Source organism: Streptomyces sp. NPDC030296, from assembly GCF_055572815.1.
Genome location: NZ_JBVICQ010000005.1, coordinates 48483 through 65080, shown reverse-complemented (window position 1 = coordinate 65080; position 16598 = coordinate 48483). Strand labels below are relative to the sequence as shown.

Annotated in this window: 15 protein-coding genes and 1 pseudogene; 6 read left to right on the top strand and 10 right to left on the bottom strand. The window is 72.9% G+C overall.

What is annotated here, in order from left to right; translation table 11 throughout:
- The first annotated feature begins 27 nt into the window (after positions 1-27).
- The 3 genes from ACZ4Z3_RS15725 to ACZ4Z3_RS15715 all read left to right on the top strand — a co-directional run bounded on the left by ACZ4Z3_RS15725 (position 28) and on the right by ACZ4Z3_RS15715 (position 2461).
- Positions 28-738 carry an alpha-ketoglutarate-dependent dioxygenase AlkB family protein gene (locus tag ACZ4Z3_RS15725; RefSeq protein WP_468501512.1) on the top strand — a complete coding sequence of 237 codons (711 nt, stop codon included), beginning with the start codon at positions 28-30 and terminating at the stop codon, positions 736-738.
- Positions 739-789: 51 nt separating this feature from the next.
- On the top strand, positions 790-2037 hold the full coding sequence (locus ACZ4Z3_RS15720; protein ID WP_468501511.1) for an ROK family protein: 1248 nt from the start codon (positions 790-792) through the stop codon (positions 2035-2037).
- A 121-nt stretch (positions 2038-2158) separates the two neighbouring features.
- Complete coding sequence (locus ACZ4Z3_RS15715) at positions 2159-2461, top strand: SHOCT domain-containing protein (RefSeq protein WP_468501510.1); 303 nt, start codon at positions 2159-2161, stop codon at positions 2459-2461.
- A gap of 76 nt (positions 2462-2537) precedes the next feature.
- On the opposite strand, the gene ACZ4Z3_RS15710 is transcribed toward ACZ4Z3_RS15715, so the two are convergent.
- Positions 2538-3071 carry an ATP-binding protein gene (locus ACZ4Z3_RS15710; RefSeq protein ID WP_468501509.1) on the bottom strand — a complete coding sequence of 178 codons (534 nt, stop codon included), beginning with the start codon at positions 3069-3071 and terminating at the stop codon, positions 2538-2540.
- Between the two features lie 270 nt (positions 3072-3341).
- The gene (locus tag ACZ4Z3_RS15705) at positions 3342-3665 is read right to left on the bottom strand and encodes a hypothetical protein (RefSeq protein WP_055517608.1); all 324 of its coding nucleotides are present in this window, start codon (positions 3663-3665) and stop codon (positions 3342-3344) included.
- A gap of 434 nt (positions 3666-4099) precedes the next feature.
- On the opposite strand from ACZ4Z3_RS15705, the gene cds1 reads away from it, so the two are divergent.
- Positions 4100-5233 carry an L-cysteine desulfhydrase Cds1 gene (gene cds1, locus ACZ4Z3_RS15700; RefSeq protein ID WP_468501508.1) on the top strand — a complete coding sequence of 378 codons (1134 nt, stop codon included), beginning with the start codon at positions 4100-4102 and terminating at the stop codon, positions 5231-5233.
- Positions 5234-5306: 73 nt separating this feature from the next.
- Here cds1 and ACZ4Z3_RS15695 read toward each other — a convergent pair whose 3' ends face one another.
- Positions 5307-6134: a DeoR/GlpR family DNA-binding transcription regulator gene (locus ACZ4Z3_RS15695; protein ID WP_468501507.1), complete on the bottom strand. Its 828-nt coding sequence runs from the start codon at positions 6132-6134 to the stop codon at positions 5307-5309.
- Positions 6135-6424: 290 nt separating this feature from the next.
- Here ACZ4Z3_RS15695 and ACZ4Z3_RS15690 point away from each other — a divergent pair, with 290 nt between their 5' ends.
- A complete protein-coding gene (locus tag ACZ4Z3_RS15690) occupies positions 6425-8827 on the top strand; it encodes a hypothetical protein (protein WP_468501506.1) in 2403 nt (800 codons plus the stop codon).
- A 384-nt stretch (positions 8828-9211) separates the two neighbouring features.
- Entirely contained in the window at positions 9212-9430 is a 219-nt protein-coding gene (locus ACZ4Z3_RS15685; RefSeq protein WP_468501505.1) for a hypothetical protein, read from the top strand.
- A gap of 85 nt (positions 9431-9515) precedes the next feature.
- Here the strand turns inward: ACZ4Z3_RS15685 and ACZ4Z3_RS15680 are convergent, their stop codons facing one another.
- The 7 genes and pseudogenes from ACZ4Z3_RS15680 to ACZ4Z3_RS15650 all read right to left on the bottom strand — a co-directional run bounded on the left by ACZ4Z3_RS15680 (position 9516) and on the right by ACZ4Z3_RS15650 (position 16569).
- Positions 9516-10340 carry a DUF1684 domain-containing protein gene (locus ACZ4Z3_RS15680; protein ID WP_468501504.1) on the bottom strand — a complete coding sequence of 275 codons (825 nt, stop codon included), beginning with the start codon at positions 10338-10340 and terminating at the stop codon, positions 9516-9518.
- 117 nt (positions 10341-10457) lie between these two features.
- Positions 10458-11381: an LLM class F420-dependent oxidoreductase gene (locus tag ACZ4Z3_RS15675; protein ID WP_468501503.1), complete on the bottom strand. Its 924-nt coding sequence runs from the start codon at positions 11379-11381 to the stop codon at positions 10458-10460.
- Positions 11382-11440: 59 nt separating this feature from the next.
- Positions 11441-11797, bottom strand: a pseudogene (locus tag ACZ4Z3_RS15670) (alpha/beta hydrolase); the annotation flags it as partial.
- Entirely contained in the window at positions 11798-14242 is a 2445-nt protein-coding gene (locus tag ACZ4Z3_RS15665; RefSeq protein ID WP_468501502.1) for a right-handed parallel beta-helix repeat-containing protein, read from the bottom strand.
- 111 nt (positions 14243-14353) lie between these two features.
- A complete protein-coding gene (locus ACZ4Z3_RS15660; protein ID WP_468501501.1) occupies positions 14354-14959 on the bottom strand; it encodes an Rv1733c family protein in 606 nt (201 codons plus the stop codon).
- A gap of 267 nt (positions 14960-15226) precedes the next feature.
- A complete protein-coding gene (locus tag ACZ4Z3_RS15655) occupies positions 15227-16051 on the bottom strand; it encodes an MOSC domain-containing protein (RefSeq protein ID WP_468501500.1) in 825 nt (274 codons plus the stop codon).
- A 68-nt stretch (positions 16052-16119) separates the two neighbouring features.
- Positions 16120-16569: a DUF6643 family protein gene (locus ACZ4Z3_RS15650; RefSeq protein WP_249828878.1), complete on the bottom strand. Its 450-nt coding sequence runs from the start codon at positions 16567-16569 to the stop codon at positions 16120-16122.
- Between the last annotated feature and the right edge of the window lie 29 nt (positions 16570-16598).

Here is a 16598-nt window from a genome sequence, read left to right as displayed (position 1 = left end):
CCCCACCGGGTGCGTGATGATGGAGGCATGGACGCCGAGCTGTTCCCCCGCAGCCGTACGGAGATCGCGCCGGGCGCGGTCCACGTCCCCGACTGGCTGGACATGGAGCGGCAGCGGCGGCTCCTGGCGGCCTGCCGCGACTGGGCCCGCCCGCCCGCCGGGCTCCGCACGGTCCGCACTCCCGGCGGCGGCACGATGACCGCCCGCCAGGTCTGCCTCGGCCACCACTGGTATCCGTACGGCTACGCCCGCACGGTGGTCGACGGGGACGGCGCCCCCGTGAAGCCCTTCCCGTCCTGGCTGGACGCCCTGGCCCGACGCGCGGTCGCGGACGCCGCCGGGACCACCCCGAAGAAGGACCCCGGCCCCGCGGTGGCCCCCGGCACGGCGGCCGACCCCCGCGTGCCGGAGAACTTGTACGACGTCGCCCTGATCAACTTCTACGACGGGGACGCCCGCATGGGCATGCACCGCGACAGCGACGAGAAGTCGGACGCGCCGGTGGTGTCGCTGAGCCTCGGCGACACCTGCGTGTTCCGCTTCGGCAACCCGCGCTCGCGGGCCCGGCCGTACACGGACGTGGAGCTGCGCAGCGGTGACCTCTTCGTGTTCGGCGGGCCGTCCCGGCAGGCGTACCACGGGGTGCCCCGGGTGTACGCGGGGACGGCGCCGCCCGCGTTGGGCCTGGCCGGGCGGCTGAACATCACTCTGCGGGTGAGCGGCTTCGGCGGTGGCTGAGGCCGACTCCGCGGCATCCGACCCGGTACGGATCATGGGAGACTCGCCCTCATGGACGGCAAGGCGGCCCCCAAGGCGGCGGGCGAAGGGACAGGGACGACGACACGCACCCGGCTGGACCGGGGGAGGGGTGCGCTCGGTCCGGCGCTCGAACTCGTGCACACCGGGCGGGCTCCGACGCGGGCCGTGCTCACCTCCGAGCTGGGCGTCACGCGGGCCACGGCGGGTGCCGTGGCCGCCGAGCTGGAGGCGCTGGGGCTGATCCGGGTCGACGCGCACCCCGGCGCGGCCGCCGGTTCCCAGGGCCGCCCCTCGCACCGTCTGGAGGTCGCCGAGGAGGGTCCCGTCGCGCTCGCCGCCCAGGTGCACGCCGACGGGTGGCGGGCCGCGCTGGTGGGGCTCGGCGGGCGGATCGTGGCGACCGCCCCCGGCTGCGAGACCGTCGACGCGGACCCGGCGAAGGTGCTCGGGTCGGTGGTCGAGGCGGGCGCCGGCCTGCTCCGCGAGACGGGCCGGCGATGCGTGGGCGCGGGACTCGCCGTGCCGTCCGCCGTGGCCGAACCGGCGGGTCTGGCCCTGAACCCCCTGCACCTGGCCTGGCCGGCGGGTGCCCCGGTCCGCGAGATCTTCTCCGAACGGGTACGGGCGGCCGGTATCCCGGGCCCGGCCTTCGCGGCCAACGACGTGAACCTCGCCGCGCTCGCCGAACACCGGCACGGCGCCGGCCGGGGCGCCCGCCACCTTCTCTGCGTGGCCACCGGCCACCGGGGCGTCGGCGGCGCGCTGGTCCTCGACGGCCGCCTGCACACCGGCAGTTCGGGGCTCGCCCTCGAAGTCGGCCATCTCACCGTCAACCCCGAAGGGCGCCCCTGCCACTGCGGCAGCCGCGGCTGCCTCGACGTGGAGGCCGACCCACTGGCCTTCCTCACCGCGGCCGGCCGTGACCCCGGACCCGTGATCTCCCTGCTGCAACAGGCCAACGACCTGATCCGCACGGAGTACGCCGACCCGGCCGTGCGGACCGCCACCGAGTCCCTCATCGACCGCCTCGGCCTGGGCCTCGCCGGCCTCGTCAACATCCTCAACCCCGACCGGATCATCCTCGGGGGCCTGCACCGCACACTCCTGGACACCGACCCCGACCGGCTGCGCGGCGTGGTCGCCGACCGCAGCCTCTGGGCCCGCCAGAGCGCAGTGGTCCCCATCCTCCCCTGCACCCTCGACCACAACAGCCTGGTCGGCGCCGCCGAACTGGCCTGGCAACCCGTACTGGACGACCCGCTGGCCGCCCTGACCTGACGGGCCCCGTACTCCACGGGAGGTACTCCCACGGCCGCTGCCCGTACGACGACCCGCACCCCCTCGCGGCGAGAAGCTCGACTCATCGACACAAGGCGCGTCCCAAGGAGATGAGTTCGAGATGCACACCCTCGCGCACGGGAACGGCCCCGCCCCCTGGCTGCTCCTCTTCCCCCTGATCTGGGCGGCGGTCGTCGTCGGAGCCGTCACCCTCCTGCGCCGCACCGTCCGGCGCGGGCACCGGGCCCCGTGGTGGCCGTCGGCGGCCGGCTTCGCCCCGCACGGCGACAGCCGTCCCACCGGCGACTCACCGATCGCGTTGCTCGGCCGCCGCTTCGCCTCCGGCGAGATGGACGAGGACGAGTACTGGCGCCGACTGTCCGTCCTGGACCAGCAGTTCGGACGGTCGGGCAAGGGCGGATGAGCCACCGACCGGTGCCCCCGCCGGGCCACCGGTCGGCGCACGGACCAGCCGTACGGCGAAGGTGGTCACCGCCCGGTCAGCCTGCGACGGCCGACCGGGCGGGAGCGTGTTCGGGCCTGCGCCCGCGCGCGGCGGGCCGGAACCCGGTTTCGCACGGCTGCAACTGCGGTTGGGGCTGCCCGACGTCGTAGGGCGAGATCTTCGGCACCGCCGCCGAGGACGCCGGCAGCGTGAACCACACGACCTTCCCCGTCCGGCCGTGCGGACGGACACCCCAGCTCTCGCTGACCGCGGCGACCATCGCGAGCCCGCGCCCACTGGTGGCGAACGGCTCCGCGTCCTGGACGATCGGGAGGCGGGGGTCGTTGTCCTGCACCGAGACCGTGAGCCGGCCGAGGAGCAACTCCATCTCCACGGTGCACGACTTGTCCGGCTCCGCGTGCCGGTGGACGTTGGACAGCAACTCGGTCACACCGAGCGCGGCCCGCTCTATCAACGGATCCAGATGCCAGTAGCGCAATTGCGCAGATACGATTCTGCGGACCTGGCCGATCCGCGACGGCAGGGCTTGGAGCTCCACCGTGCAGTGCCTGCTTTGCTGGCTGATCACGGCTGCGACTCCCCGATGTGAGTCCGGAAGATCGGAGTACGGATCCAGCGAGGTGGCTGGGCGAAAAACGCCGCCTGCTGTGGGGCGGCCGCCTGTGACTGCCGCCTGGTGGACGGCCGCCGCGGCTGCCGTCTGCTCATGGGGTGGCTGCGTACAGATCGCCGCCCGCTGTCGTGGCCGGCGGGCTGGTTCGCAGCGTTATCGCCGGTAAACCCAGAGTTACTGAGACCAGCGTGACCCAGGGGGTCGGGTCCCGCAACTCGCGGTCCGTCAGCCGCCGCGCCCCGCCGCCTTGCGCACCGCCTCGATGAACCGGCGCGCCGAGGGCGGGCCGGGCTTTCCCGGAGCGGGGTCGTGCTCGTTCAGGGTGAGCGTGTAGCGGGTGCCGTTGACATCGGCCAACGCGCGGTCCTCGTTGGCGAACCAGGGCTTCGAGGCGCGCACCGCCTGCACCGGGGCGCTGTCGATCTCGCTGCCGTAACTGGTCAGCAACTGCAGCCGGCCGTCCTCGATCCTGACCTGGCCCGCCCGGGTGAGCTGCCGCAGCCGCTTCCCGATCCGCACGCCCGTGGCCGTGAACTCCGGCTCCGCCATGTGCCCCGCCCCCTAGTGCGCTCTCGCCTGTCCGCCGTCGTGTCGGCTCTCCGCCGTCGTGTCGGCTCTCCGCCGTCGTGTCGGCTCTCCGCCGTCGTGTCGGCTGTCCGCCGTAGTGATCCGTACCGGACCGTGATCCAGTGTGCCCGAGGGGCGCGCTTCCCCGTGCCACCCCCTCGGGGGGACCGACCCGGCCCGTGCGGTGAAGTCTGCACGTCCCCGCCGTCGAGCACCAGTGCGCACGGTTGGTCGGGGGCGGGGTTCCGGCGCACGCGCGGCATGCGCCCCCCATGCGCCCCGCGCATTGCCGCCACAGGACTGTCTTTGGGTTGCTCAAAGGCATGTTTATGCAGGTGAGAAGCGTGCGGAAGGTGTTTATCATCGGGACGTCCGACGCGCGACCCGTCGTCGGCGCACCCTGTGAGGAGCACGCCGTGAGCACCCCCCAGACCACTCGCCCTGGCGCGACCCTCGACGTCGACCACAGCGACCCCGAGTACCGGACCTGGCTCAAAGAGGCGGTCCGCCGGGTCCAGGCCGACGCCAACCGCTCCGCCGACACCCATCTGCTGCGCTTTCCCCTGCCCGAGAAGTGGGGGATCGACCTGTATCTCAAGGACGAGTCGACCCACCCGACGGGCAGCCTCAAGCACCGCCTGGCCCGATCCCTCTTCCTCTACGGCCTGTGCAACGGCTGGATCCGGCCGGGCCGCCCCGTCATCGAGGCGTCCAGCGGCTCCACCGCCGTCTCGGAGGCGTACTTCGCCAAGCTGATCGGCGTCCCCTTCATCGCCGTCATGCCGCGCACGACCAGCGCCGAGAAGATCCGCCTCATCGAGTTCCACGGCGGTCGCTGCCACTTCGTGGACGACTCACGGAAGATGTACGAGGAGTCGGCCCGCCTCGCGGTGGAGACCGGCGGCCACTACATGGACCAGTTCACCTACGCCGAGCGGGCCACGGACTGGCGAGGCAACAACAACATCGCCGAATCCGTCTTCCGCCAGCTGGAGTTGGAGCGCTTCCCCGAGCCCACCTGGATCGTCGCCACCGCCGGCACCGGCGGCACCTCCGCGACCATCGCGCGCTACGTCCACTACATGCAGTACGACACCCGCATCTGTGTCGCCGACCCCGAGAACTCCTGTTTCTTCGAGGGCTGGAGCACCGGCGACCCGGACGTCACCTGCGACTGTGGTTCCCGTATCGAGGGCATCGGCCGCCCCCGCATGGAGCCCAGCTTCGTCCCCGGCGCCATCGACCGCATGATGAAGGTCCCCGACGCGGCCAGTGTCGCCGCCGTACGGGCCCTGGAGCAGGCCATCGGCCGCAAGGCGGGCGGCTCCACCGGAACGGGCCTGTGGAGCGCCCTCAAGATCATCGCCGAGATGGTGGCGGAGGGGCGCCGGGGGAGCGTCGTCACGCTTCTGTGCGACCCCGGCGACCGCTACCTCGACAAGTACTACTCCGACACGTGGCTGAGGGAACAGGGCCTGGACATCGCCCCGTACGCGGCGGCCATCGATTCGCTTCTGGCGACGGGGGTGTGGGCGGCGCCTCCGCGGTGAAGCGGGCGACCGCGCGAGCCGCGCGGTCGCCCCGCGTTCCCCGAGGACGCCGGGAGCGGGGCCCGCGTCCTCGTCAGAGGTCGCTGTCCTCGTCCTCGCCGGCCACCACCAGCCGCCGCAGGTGCTCGGAGATCTCCGCCCGCGCCTGCGCGGGCAACCCCGCGTCCGTCACCAGCGTGTCCACCTGGTCGAGCGCGGCGAACGAACTCAGGCCCACCGTCCCCCACTTGGTGTGGTCGGCCACGACGACGACCCGCCGCGCCGACTGCACGAGCCGGCGGTTGGTCTCGGCCTCCGCCAGGTTCGGCGTGGACAGGCCCGCCTCGACCGATATCCCGTGCACCCCGAGGAACAGCACGTCGAAGTGGAGCGCCGCGATCGCCTGATCGGCCACCGGCCCCACGAGCGAGTCGGACGGCGTCCGCACCCCACCGGTCAGCACGACGGTCGCCGCCCCCTGCCGCGGACCCGTCGTCCGCTGCGCGGCATGGAAGACGTCCGCGACCCGTACCGAGTTCGTGACCACCGTCAGATCCGGCACGTCCACGAGCCGGTGCGCCAGCGCGTAGGTCGTCGTACCGCCCGACAGGGCGATCGCCGAACCCGGCGCCACCAGCTCGGCGGCGGCCCGCGCGATGTCCTCCTTGGCGCTCAGCTCCAGCCCGGACTTCGCCTCGAAACCCGGCTCGTGCGTACTCGCCTCGGCCACCGGGACCGCGCCGCCGTGCACCTTCTCCACGGCGCCCTGACGGGCCAGCGCGTCCAGGTCGCGACGGACCGTCATATCCGAGACGCCCAGTTTGCGCGTCAACTCGTTGACCCGGACCCCGCCCCTGCGGCGCACCTCGTCGAGGATCAGGGCACGCCGCTGCTCCGCGAGGAGGTTCTGATTCTCACTCACGCTCGCTCCGGTCCTTTCGCCCCATCACGCCCGACACGCTCCCATACCCCCTCCGAAGCGGACATTCACCCGCCCCCGGTCCCGAGGACGTCCCATATTCGCACGCCACACCACGGGTCGCGCCACCACCCGCACGCGCACGAACAGCCCGTATCGCGTTGCCGCGCCCGTCACTATCACACGGATCGGGGAGATTCGGTGCCCACAGGTGTACGAGGACCGCTTTGCGGCGATCATCTGTACCTGCACAGGACACATGCCTTGCGGCGCATCACGGGGGAAGCGGACCAGTGGATCGTGCGACGGAGCACGCCGAGTACGGAGAACGCCCCGGACGGTCCGAGACGGGCGGGCGCGAGGGCACCGGCCGCACAGGCACCGACGACGGCACCGCCCTCGAACTGCTCGTCCACGGCGTCGGCGGCACCACCCCCGAACGCATGCTGGACGACCCGCGCACCGTCCGCGTCACCGGCGACGACACGGCGGCCGTCTTCCGCCGCATCGACGACGCCGACGCCGAGGCCCGCCCCGCCGACCAGCGCGGCGGACCCGTGCCCGAGGCCTACGTCTGGTGCAACCTCACCTCCGGCAACGGCTCCCGCGCCCTGTGGCTGTTGCTGCTGCCTTTCATGGTCGTCAACCTCGCCCACTGGATGCGCCCCACCGCCCGCCGCAGACGGCGGACCATCCGTCTGCACGGCCTCCTGGTCCGCCTCACCGGTCTGACCCTGACCGTGCTGCTCGTGGCCGCAGCCTGCGAAGTCGCCCTCGACCTGACCGCCTGGCAGTGCGCGGGCACCCGCGCCTGCGCCGAGGCACACACCTGGCTCGGTTTCCTCTCCCCGGACCTCTCCCACCACGGCTGGTGGAGCAGCCCCGGCCGCCGCCTCGCCCTGGCCGCCGTGGTGCCCACCGCCCTGACCGTGCTCCTGTGGTACCTGTCCCACCGCACCTGGAGCGCGTACGAGTCGCAGCGCCCCATGGACCGGGCCGAGGTCCGCCCCGCCGAGGACGACGACGAACCGGTCGCGCTCGGCCGCCCCGGCTTCTGGTACGGGCGCCGCCTCGTGGCCCGGCTGCGCGCCGCCCACACGGCGGCCGGGTTCCTGACGGTCGCGGCGGCCGTCGGGACGTCCGCCGCCCGTGAGGACCGCCGCCCGGGCGGCCCCGCCGTCCTGGAACTCCTGGGGTGGGTGTTCAACGCGATGCTCGTGGCGCTCGCCGTGGTCGTGGTGTGGGTGGTGTGCCGCAGGGGCCGCTCCGAGAAGCGCCTCGACCGCGACCTCGACGAGCACCTCGTGCGCGGCCTGCCCACGGCCTCGATCGCGGTGCTCGTCCTCGCCCTGGTGTACGCGGGCTGGTCCCGCCCCGGCTGGAGCTCGGCGGGCCGACTGCCGGGGGACCTGACCTTCGGCGGGATCACCCTGGTCCAGGGCCTCCTCGTCCTGGCCCTCGGTGTGGTCGCCCGCGTCCTGTACCGCTCCCGCCCCGACCCGCGGACCGCGCTGTACGGCCTCGGCGGCCCCGCCGTCGCGATGCTGGCCTGCGCCCTCGGCGGTGTCATGTCCGCCGGTGTCGCCCAGCGCGTCGCCGACTGGCTCGGCGGCACCGACGACGCCCTCCCCGGTCCGCCGATCCTCCTCACCTGGCAGGCCGCCGTCATCCCGCCCCTGCTCCTGGTGGTGGTGGCCCTGCTCGTCTGGCTGGCCCGCCGCACCTGGTTGCTGCGGCGCGAGGAGACGGCGGCGGTGGAGGAGGAGTACGGCCTGACCGAGGCCGTAAGGCCGCGGGCGAGCGGCCCGGACGAGGAACCCGAACCCCGCGACGCCGCCCGGACCCTGCGCATCGCCCGTACCCGCGCCATGGCCGCCCTCACCGACCGCGCGCCCCGCGTCGTCGGCATCATCTCGACCGTGACGCTCCTGCTCGGCGCCGGAGCGCTGGCCGGCGCGTTCGCCACGGGGGAGACACCGGCGCGGGCGGCACGGGACTCGTACGCCTTCGTGGCGGGCGCGGCCCAGACCGCGCAGGCGCTCGGGTCCTGGTTGATCGGCGTCGGCTTCCTGCTCTTCGTCACCTGGGGCCGTCGCGCCTACAAGGACGCCTCCGCGCGCCGCACCATCGGCATCCTCTGGGACGTCGGCACCTTCTGGCCGCGTGCCGCGCACCCCTTCGCGCCGCCCTGCTACGCCGAGCGCGCCGTGCCCGACCTCACCTGGCGGATGGCCACCTGGACGCGGACCACGGGCGGACGGCTGGTCATCTCCGGACACTCCCAGGGCAGCGTCCTCGCGGCGGCCGCCGCCTGGCAGCTGACCCCGGCGGTCCGGAGCCGGGTCGCGCTGCTGACGTACGGCTCACCGCTGGAGCGGCTGTACGGACGGTGGTTCCCGGCCCACTTCGGCCCGGCGTCCCTCGCCTCCCTGCACCGCGAGGTCGACTGCTGGCGCAATCTGTACCGGCTCACCGACCCCATAGGCGGCCCCGTGCGGCTGCCGGGCCGGTGCGGGCCGGAGGTCGACGCCGAGCCGTTCAAGGACCCCCTCGCCTACGGCCGCACCGCCGGCCATCCGCTCCCCGCCCCGATCCTCGGCCACTCCGACTACCAGGCGGACCCGGCCTTCGCCGCCGAGCGGCAGCGGCTGCTGGCCCGCATCGGCCCCGGGGTGCCGGGCCCCCGCGACTGCTAGGCCGTGTCCTTCGGATCACGACAACACGGCTCAGAAACCGCCCTTGCGGCACTCGGTGGTCCCGCGGTGGAGGTGGTGGTGAGGTGGTAGCGGCCGCCGCCGGCGTCACGATCGCCCTGGTCGTGGTGGTACTGGAACCTGAAGAGGTAGGTGCCGGGGTCGACCGTGACGCCCGGCTTCAGCGTCACCACCTAGTCCAGCTCGCCGCTGCGCGACGCGGAGGCCACCGACACCTCGTCCCCGAGGTTGCTCCATGTGCCGGTGCTGGCCGCGCCCCCTGTCTGCGCGATCTTGACTGAAGAGGACGCCGCCCCAGGCGTGTGCGTCGCAACAGATGGCTCTCCCAGGGGGCATTCGCGGGGGAACGACGGGAACCCGCCCCCCATGACGAACTCACATGACGAAGCGAAGACGTCCCACACGCCGGAGTCCCAGCCGAGCGTCCACCCGGGTTCCGACGAACCGCAGACGATCACGGCGCCGACCCCGCCCGTCGCGTGGACCGGTGACGCTCCGGACCCGGCCGACCTGGCCGACGAGGAGGAGGCATCGGAACGCCCCCGCACTGCCGAAGAACCGAAGGCGAAGCCCGACAGCGACTGAGCCCGCGCCGGGGAGCGGCAGTGCGGGCAGCCGCGACTCATCGGGCTACCGACTGTCATCGACCTCGTACTGCTCGTATCCCTGGTCAGGAACCGCCGCGCTCGCGGGGGATCCGCTGGCCGGCCTCGATCGCCACCGGCAGCCGGTTCCCGGCCGGGGGCAGCGGGCAGGTGGCCAGGTCCGTGTAGGCGCACGGCAGGTTCGCGGCGCGGTTGAAGTCCAGGACGACTGTGCCGTCGGCGGCGGGCGGCTCCAGGGACAGGGCCCTGTTGGCCGCGTAGGTGGTGACGCCTGAGGTCGCGTCGGTGAACAGCACCATCAGCCGGCCGTCACCGGGGCCGGCGAACGCCGTCAGGGACAGCCGCTGCCCGTCCAGCTCGAACTCGACTTCGCCCGGTGCGTCGTACACATGCTCAAGGCCCTCGACGGCGGAGCCCACGGTGGTCGGCCGTGGTGTGGCGAAGGGGAGGTAGCGGCCCGTCACGACCCAGCGCGGGTCAGGGGCGTAGGCAGGCGTTCCGGTGAAGGCGGTGCGCAACGGTGCGTCCGGGTGCCGGGGGCGCACGATGTCGTTGCCACCGCGCTTGGCGACCTCGATGACGGCGCCTCCCCAGACGGCGTCGACGCCGCCGCGCTCGGGAAGCACGCCGAAGCGGTGTTCACCCCGCACCGGTGTTCCGTCGACGACCAGTTCCTCGCCGTCTTCGAGGTCCACGACGACCCCCTCGGGGCCGGTGCGCCACGACCCGGGCGCGTCGGGGAAGCGCTGGGGCCGGTCGTCGAGCCAGTGCAGGCCGGTGACGGCCAGGAACCCGTGCGGAGCGGAGAGCCGGGCTTCCTGGGCGCGATACCACTCCAGCCAGCTCTCGGTGAAGGCATGGAGGTCCGTTGCGGTGACCTCGGTGGTCATGGGGAGTCTCCTTCGTGCGGGGCCGCAGGGTGCGGTCGGCCTGTCGGCCTGTCGGTTCGCCGGTCTGTCGGTTCGCCGGTCTGTCGGTCTGTCGGTCTGTCGTGCTGTCGGAGCCGCTCAGTGGGCCAGCTCACCCAGGAGTCGCCAGGTGCGTCGGCGGTCGGTCTCTCCCGCGATCTCGGTGCTCGAGAACACGACCTCGGTGGCGCCGGCGTCGCGGTACCGCCGTATCCCGGCCTCGACGGTCTTCTCGTCGCCGATCAGGGCCAGGTCGGCGGCCCGCCGGCCGCCGGAGAGTTCGATGACCCGCGCGTAGGACGGGATCTGTTCGTAGAACGCGAGGTTCTCCGTGGCCTTGGCCCGTACCGCGTCGACGTCGTCGGTTACCACGCCGGGCACCAGGGCCACGACCCTGGGCGCGGGGCGGCCGACCGCCGCGGCCGCGGCGGTCAGGGCGGGAACGATGTGTTCCGCCAGGGCGCGCGGTCCCGCCAGATAGGGCAGGATCCCGTCCGCCAGCTCGCCGCTGACCCGCAGCGCCTGGAGTCCCATCGCCGCGACGAGCAGGGGGACACCGCTCTGGGCACCCGGTACCCGCGCGGGGGTCGGGGTGGTCGCGGTGAGCAGCTCGCCGTGGAAGTCGGCCGTACCGGTCTCGGTCAACTGCCGCAGGGCGGTGAGGAATTCACGTAACCGGGCGAGGGGGCGTGTGAAGGGCAGGCCGAAGCCGGTCTCGGTCAGCAGTTTCGTGCCCAGGGCCAGGCCGAGGTGGTAGCGGCCGTGGGTCGCGGCCTGGGCGGTCTGGGCCTGGCTGGAGACCAGCAGCGGGTGGCGACCGAAGACGGGGATCGCGGAGGTGCCCACCTGTAGTCCGGGCACTTCGCGACCGACGATCGCCGCCAGCTGGGGCGAGTCCGCGCCGAAGGTCTGCCCGAACCAGGCCGACGCGAGACCGAAGTCGGCTGGCTCCTGGGCCAGTTGTACCGTGGCGTCGACCTGGTTCGGCGCGTCGGACGCGTTGAGAGCTACTCCCACAGTCATGTCAGTCAGAACGGGCGCGGTCCGAACCCGCATTCCGGTCCGGGTGTGACAGCTTCTTGTCAGTCATGTGTACAGGGTCCGCCCCTGTGGTCCCGCTCGGGCCGCTCTCCCGTGAGCAGGAACGTGGTCACCGCCCGGTCGCCGCACGCGTTGCCTGGTCCCGCCGGTGTGGACATCAGGATGTTGGACGGGCCGTCGTCGGTGATCCGGGTCGGCTTCTCGGCGGGCCGGTCCTTCCAGAAGCAGCGGCACGCCCCGGGGTGGTCGTCTCCCGTGGCACACGGTCCAGTTCGGCGGCCAGGGCCAGGAACAGCGGCCGTACGTCCTCCGGTCGCCCGGCGAGCCGCAGGCCCTCCGGCGCCCGGGCCGGGTCGGCGGCCCAGGCGGCGAAGTACCGGGAACCGGTCCTCCGCACCTCACGGCAGCTCGGGGAGGTCCTCCGCGTACAGCAGCGTCAGGTCGTCGGTGCTGGGTTCGTCGACCTGGGCGACCCGGCTCGCGTGACGCTCCACCATCGCCTCGAAGGTCTGCCGCGCGGTACGGCCGTTGCCGAAGGCGGGGCCCTTGGGGATCGCCGTGAAGTATTTCAGCAGGGCCTCGCCCGTGCCCGGCGCCAGCCGGTACTCGTGCTCCTCGGCCTGCTGCCCGACGATCCGCAGGAGCTCCGCGGGCTCGTAGTCGTCGAAGGTGATCGTGCGGGAGAAGCGGGACGCCACACCGGGGTTGACGGTGAGGAAGCGCTCCATCTCGGCCGTGTAGCCGGCGACGATCACCACGACCGCGTCCCGGTGGTCCTCCATCAGCTTCACCAGCGTGTCGATGGCCTCCTTGCCGAAGTCCCGCCCGGAGTCCTCGGGGGACAGCGCGTACGCCTCGTCGATGAACAGCACCCCGCCGCGGGCCCGTTCGAAGGCCTCCTGAGTGCGGATGGCGGTGGACCCGATGTGCTCGCCGACCAGGTCCACACGGGACACCTCGACGAGATGGCCCTTGTCCAGGACACCGAGGGACGCCAGGATCTCGCCGTAGAGACGGGCGACCGTGGTCTTTCCGGTGCCGGGGGAGCCGGTGAAGACGAGGTGCCGTTTGACGGAGGCGGCCTTCAGACCGGCCTGTTGGCGGCGGCGGCCCACCTCGATCATGTCCGTGAGGGCCCGCACCTCGCGCTTGACGCTGTCCAGGCCGACCAGCGCGTCCAGTTCACCGAGCACGGCCTTCGACGTCCGGGCCGGCTGCTCGGGCTCCGCGGCGGGCGCGGTGACCGCCGGCGGCTGCGGTTCGACGGTGCGCTGGAGGGGGATGGAGCCCAGCAGGCCGGGGGAGCGGGGCGCGCTCTGTGTCGCCGTCTGGTGCGCGACCGGCGGCCGCACGCCGCCGCTCTCGTCGCTGGCGCAGTCCTCGACCACGGGCCCGCCGCCGGAGGAGCCGGGGCCGCCCTCCGCGAACTCGTAACCGCCGCGCGCGCAGCGCTCCGTACGGCATTTCCGCAGGGTCGCGCGGCAGCCGTCGATGATGTGGAAGCCGTAGCCCCCGCTGCCGGTGACCCGGCAGTTGAGGAAGCTGCCGCGGCCCTCGGCCGAGACGTAGAAGCCCGCCTCGGCGGGCGAGGTGACCGTGCAGCGCTCGATGGTGGGGTCCGCGCCCTTGGTGACGATCACTCCGGTCTGCGTGCCGTCCAGGGTGCAGCCGTTGAGGGTGCCGCCGCTGCCGTGGTCGCGGAACCAGGCGCCCGTCGCCGCGTCCCGGATCCGGCAGTCGTCGAGCTGCGCGGTCGCGCCGTCGCTCACCGACACCGCCGTGTTCCGCACCTGCGACAGATCGCTGTCGACGACGTCCGCGCGCGACCCCCGGTCCAGGACGAAGAGGGCGTCCGGCACGTCGTGGACCCGGCAGGACTCCAGGACCGCCGTGGCGCCGTCGCTGACCCAGACGGCCGGATAGTCACCCGTGCTGTCGAAGATCTCGCACTGGTTGGCGTCCACGCGGGTGCCCGGGTCCCACACCGACAGTCCGTTGCGCCCGAACTGGCGCACCGTGGTGCGGGTCAGGGTGAGCACGGAGCGGGAACGCAGATCCACCGCGTTCTCCGGGATGTCGTGGATGCGGCAGTCCGCCAGGGTGAGCACGGCGTCCGTGTCGAGCGTGACGCCGTCCGCGGTCGTCCGGTGCACGTCGCAGTCGGTGAGATGGGCCGTGGCCCGCCCGGTGATCTGGACTCCGCTGCCACGGACCTCGTAGATCTCGCAACCGACGGCCTCCAGCGCGGAGTTCTCGCCGGTCGCCGCCAGGCCCGAGCCGGAGGCGTGGTGCACCCGGCACCGGTCGAGTCGCGGATGGCCGCCGCCGCGCACCGCGACACCGGCCTGTCCTGCCGCGACGACCTCGCACTCCTCGAACACCCCGCCGCCGCCGTCGACGACGGCGATACCGATCCCGGCGGGGTTGTCGACCGTGCACCGCCGCACCGTGGGGCGGGCTGTGCCGCGCACCTCGATGCCGACCGCGGAGCGCGTCACGATCCTGAGGTCCATCAGCTCGGGCGTGCCGTCCTCGACGAGCAGCGCCGGCGCCGCCGCGTCCTGGCCCTCCACGTGCAGGTCCTGCACCACGGCCGAGGCGGACACCGTGAGCGGCACACCGTCCACGGGCGCGATGCGGACAGAGCCAGGCGATCCCTCGGGGCCGCGCAGCGTGACCCCGCGCTGCACGACGAGGTTCTCCCGGTACGTGCCGGGAGCGACGATGAGCACATCGCCGTCGCTCGCGGCCTCCAGGGCCGCGGCGAGCGATGTGTACTCACCTGTGCGGCGCCGCCACCGCGATGTACCGGTGTGCGTCACCTGGACCGTGCCCTGTGCCATGGCGTTGCTGTGCCCCCACCTCGTGGAACGCGGGTCGATGCCGAACAGTTCGGCTGGTCGGTCCACCGTAGCGTGCGCGGGCGGGGCGAGTTGACCGGAGTGGGAAGGCCGTCAGCTGCCCGTGCCCGTCCTGCCCCAGTCCGGCCCCGCCTTGTCCCATGCCTGGTCCCAACGGACGTACCGGTGGCGGATCATGCGCCAGACGATCAGCCGTCGGCAGCCCTCGATGAAGCCCGCGGCCAGGACGGTCGCACCGAATCCGGCCAGGACCGCGTGGGTCGTCGCGGTCGCGCTGTCGAGCGGCCGGCCGACGGTGCGACCCTGGGCGTCCGTCCACAGCGCGAAGCGGTCCCCGGGCCGCGGGTCCTTGAGGCCCGACAGGACCGTGCCGTGCCGGTCGGTGCCGTCGGGGCCGGTCCAGTCGGCGACCACACGGCTGTGCCGGTCGCGGGAGGTCGACGTCTCGGGGTCGGGGTCGAACGGGGAGCCGGCGACCCGCTTGACGACGGTGGCCGTCACCAGGTGCCGGGCCGCTCGCTGCTCCCGCACGGACTGCTGCAGGGAGGTCTGGGTGGCCGTCCCGACGACGGCGCCGACGAGGGGGGCGGCGACGAGGATCAGCGTGAGGGCCGCGAACGCCAGCCACGCCTCGACGAGATCGGTCGTCCGGCGCAGGGGATTGTGGCGCCAGCGCCACAGCCCGCCCAATGCCCCCAACCCGCCGATTGCCCGCACTGTCCCACGCCCCCTTCCGCGTCCGTGATAACCCCCTGCGGGGACGCCCACGCGCGGTACCGGTGAAGAGAGAGCGAAATCACCTCTCCGACCGGCCTTCTCATGAACTTCTCACAAAGGCCCAACGGCCGGGCCCGGTGGCTGTGTTCCCGACCACCGACCGAAACGGGATGTTGAATTTTCAAGGTGGATGGTACTCCCATGCGTACGCGGGGATCTCCACGACCCGAACACCCCTTGAACGCAAGGCTATTCGAGCACGCGCACCGGATCGCCGATCCGAACCGTGCCGCCGGATTCCGGTACGAGGTTCTGCCCGAAGACCAGCTTGTCCCCGAACCGCCGGTGCCGCGCGAGGGTCCGCAGCGGTTCCCGGCCCCGCTGGGCGGTGTCCTGGTCGGTGGTGGTCACCACGCACCGCCCGCACATCTTGGCGACCCGGAAGGTGACCTCGCCGATGGCGACGCGCCGCCAGCCGTCCTCGGCCCACCCTTCCGTGCCGTCCACCACGACGTTCGGCCGGAAGCGGCTCATGGGCAGCGGGCCCTCCTCCGGATGGTCGCCGTGGGCGATCAGGGAGTTGAGCGCGTCGAGCGAGCCGAGGGTGGTGAGCAGCAGCGGGTAGCCGTCGGCGAAGCTGACCGTCTCGCCGGGGCGGGCGAACTCGGGGTCGACGGGGCGGCGGGTCGCGGGGTCGTCCAGGTGGACCAGGCGCACGGGGACGCCCAGGTAGTCGCTGAACCAGGCGTGCGCGGCAGCGTCGGCGGGGACAGCCTCCACCTTGTCCTGCCAGATCTCCACCGTGACCGTCGGGGCCGGCCCGGGTACGGCGACGGTGAGCGGCTCACGGCCGGGCGCGGACAGCACGACGCCGCCGCCGGGCTCCAGCCCGGCGGCGGCCAACGCCATGCGCGGATACGGACGTTGTGTGATGACCTTGCCCAAGTTGTCGACCAGCACCCAGCGACGGTCACCCGCCAGACCCCAGGGCTCCACGACGGCCTCCTCGGGGGCGAAGCCCCGGGCCGCCTTCAGCGGGTGGACGTGGATCGAGTGCAGTGACGGATTCCCCATGGGGCCATCCTGCCAAACGGCGGTGACCACCCCACGCGGAATGTTTCAGTCGGCTCAGTACTCGCGGTTCAGTACCCGCGGTACTGCTGGCCGTTGTACGGATCCTGCTGGTACGGCGGCGTGGGCGCCGGGCGCGGGGCGGCGGGGCGCATGGCCTCGTAGCCCGTGCCGGGGCCCATGGGGCGCTGCTGCTGCGGCGGCTGCGCGCCGGGGTAGCCACGCGGGCCCCCGGCCTGCTGCGGGATGTACGCGGTCGGCGCCTGCTGCAGCGGCGACGGCTGCTGGGCCTGCGGATAACCGTAGGCGGGCGAGGGCTGTGAGGGGCCCGCCGGCAGCGCGGGGAGCGCCGACGGGAGGGCGGGCAGATTGCTGCCCGGCGTGTCGTACGCGGCCGGGACTCGGATCGGCGCGATCTGAGGGGTTCCCCGCTCGGCGACGAGAGAGTCGTAGATCGGGGTGTCCGCGAAGGACGAGGCGGAGTAGTAACCGCCGCCGTAGGTGGAGCGGGGGGAGGTCATGGCACATAAGTTAAGCCCACGATGTGCTG

Coding starts and splice junctions, on each gene's coding strand:
- ACZ4Z3_RS15720 (WP_468501511.1), top strand. CDS start 790: ATGGACGGCAAGGCGGCCCCCAAGGCGGCGGGCGAAGGGACAGGGACG.
- ACZ4Z3_RS15655 (WP_468501500.1), bottom strand. CDS start 16,051: ATGGGGAATCCGTCACTGCACTCGATCCACGTCCACCCGCTGAAGGCG.
- ACZ4Z3_RS15650 (WP_249828878.1), bottom strand. CDS start 16,569: ATGACCTCCCCCCGCTCCACCTACGGCGGCGGTTACTACTCCGCCTCG.
- ACZ4Z3_RS15685 (WP_468501505.1), top strand. CDS start 9,212: ATGACGAACTCACATGACGAAGCGAAGACGTCCCACACGCCGGAGTCC.
- ACZ4Z3_RS15680 (WP_468501504.1), bottom strand. CDS start 10,340: ATGACCACCGAGGTCACCGCAACGGACCTCCATGCCTTCACCGAGAGC.
- ACZ4Z3_RS15715 (WP_468501510.1), top strand. CDS start 2,159: ATGCACACCCTCGCGCACGGGAACGGCCCCGCCCCCTGGCTGCTCCTC.
- ACZ4Z3_RS15675 (WP_468501503.1), bottom strand. CDS start 11,381: ATGACTGTGGGAGTAGCTCTCAACGCGTCCGACGCGCCGAACCAGGTC.
- ACZ4Z3_RS15665 (WP_468501502.1), bottom strand. CDS start 14,242: ATGGCACAGGGCACGGTCCAGGTGACGCACACCGGTACATCGCGGTGG.
- ACZ4Z3_RS15725 (WP_468501512.1), top strand. CDS start 28: ATGGACGCCGAGCTGTTCCCCCGCAGCCGTACGGAGATCGCGCCGGGC.
- ACZ4Z3_RS15705 (WP_055517608.1), bottom strand. CDS start 3,665: ATGGCGGAGCCGGAGTTCACGGCCACGGGCGTGCGGATCGGGAAGCGG.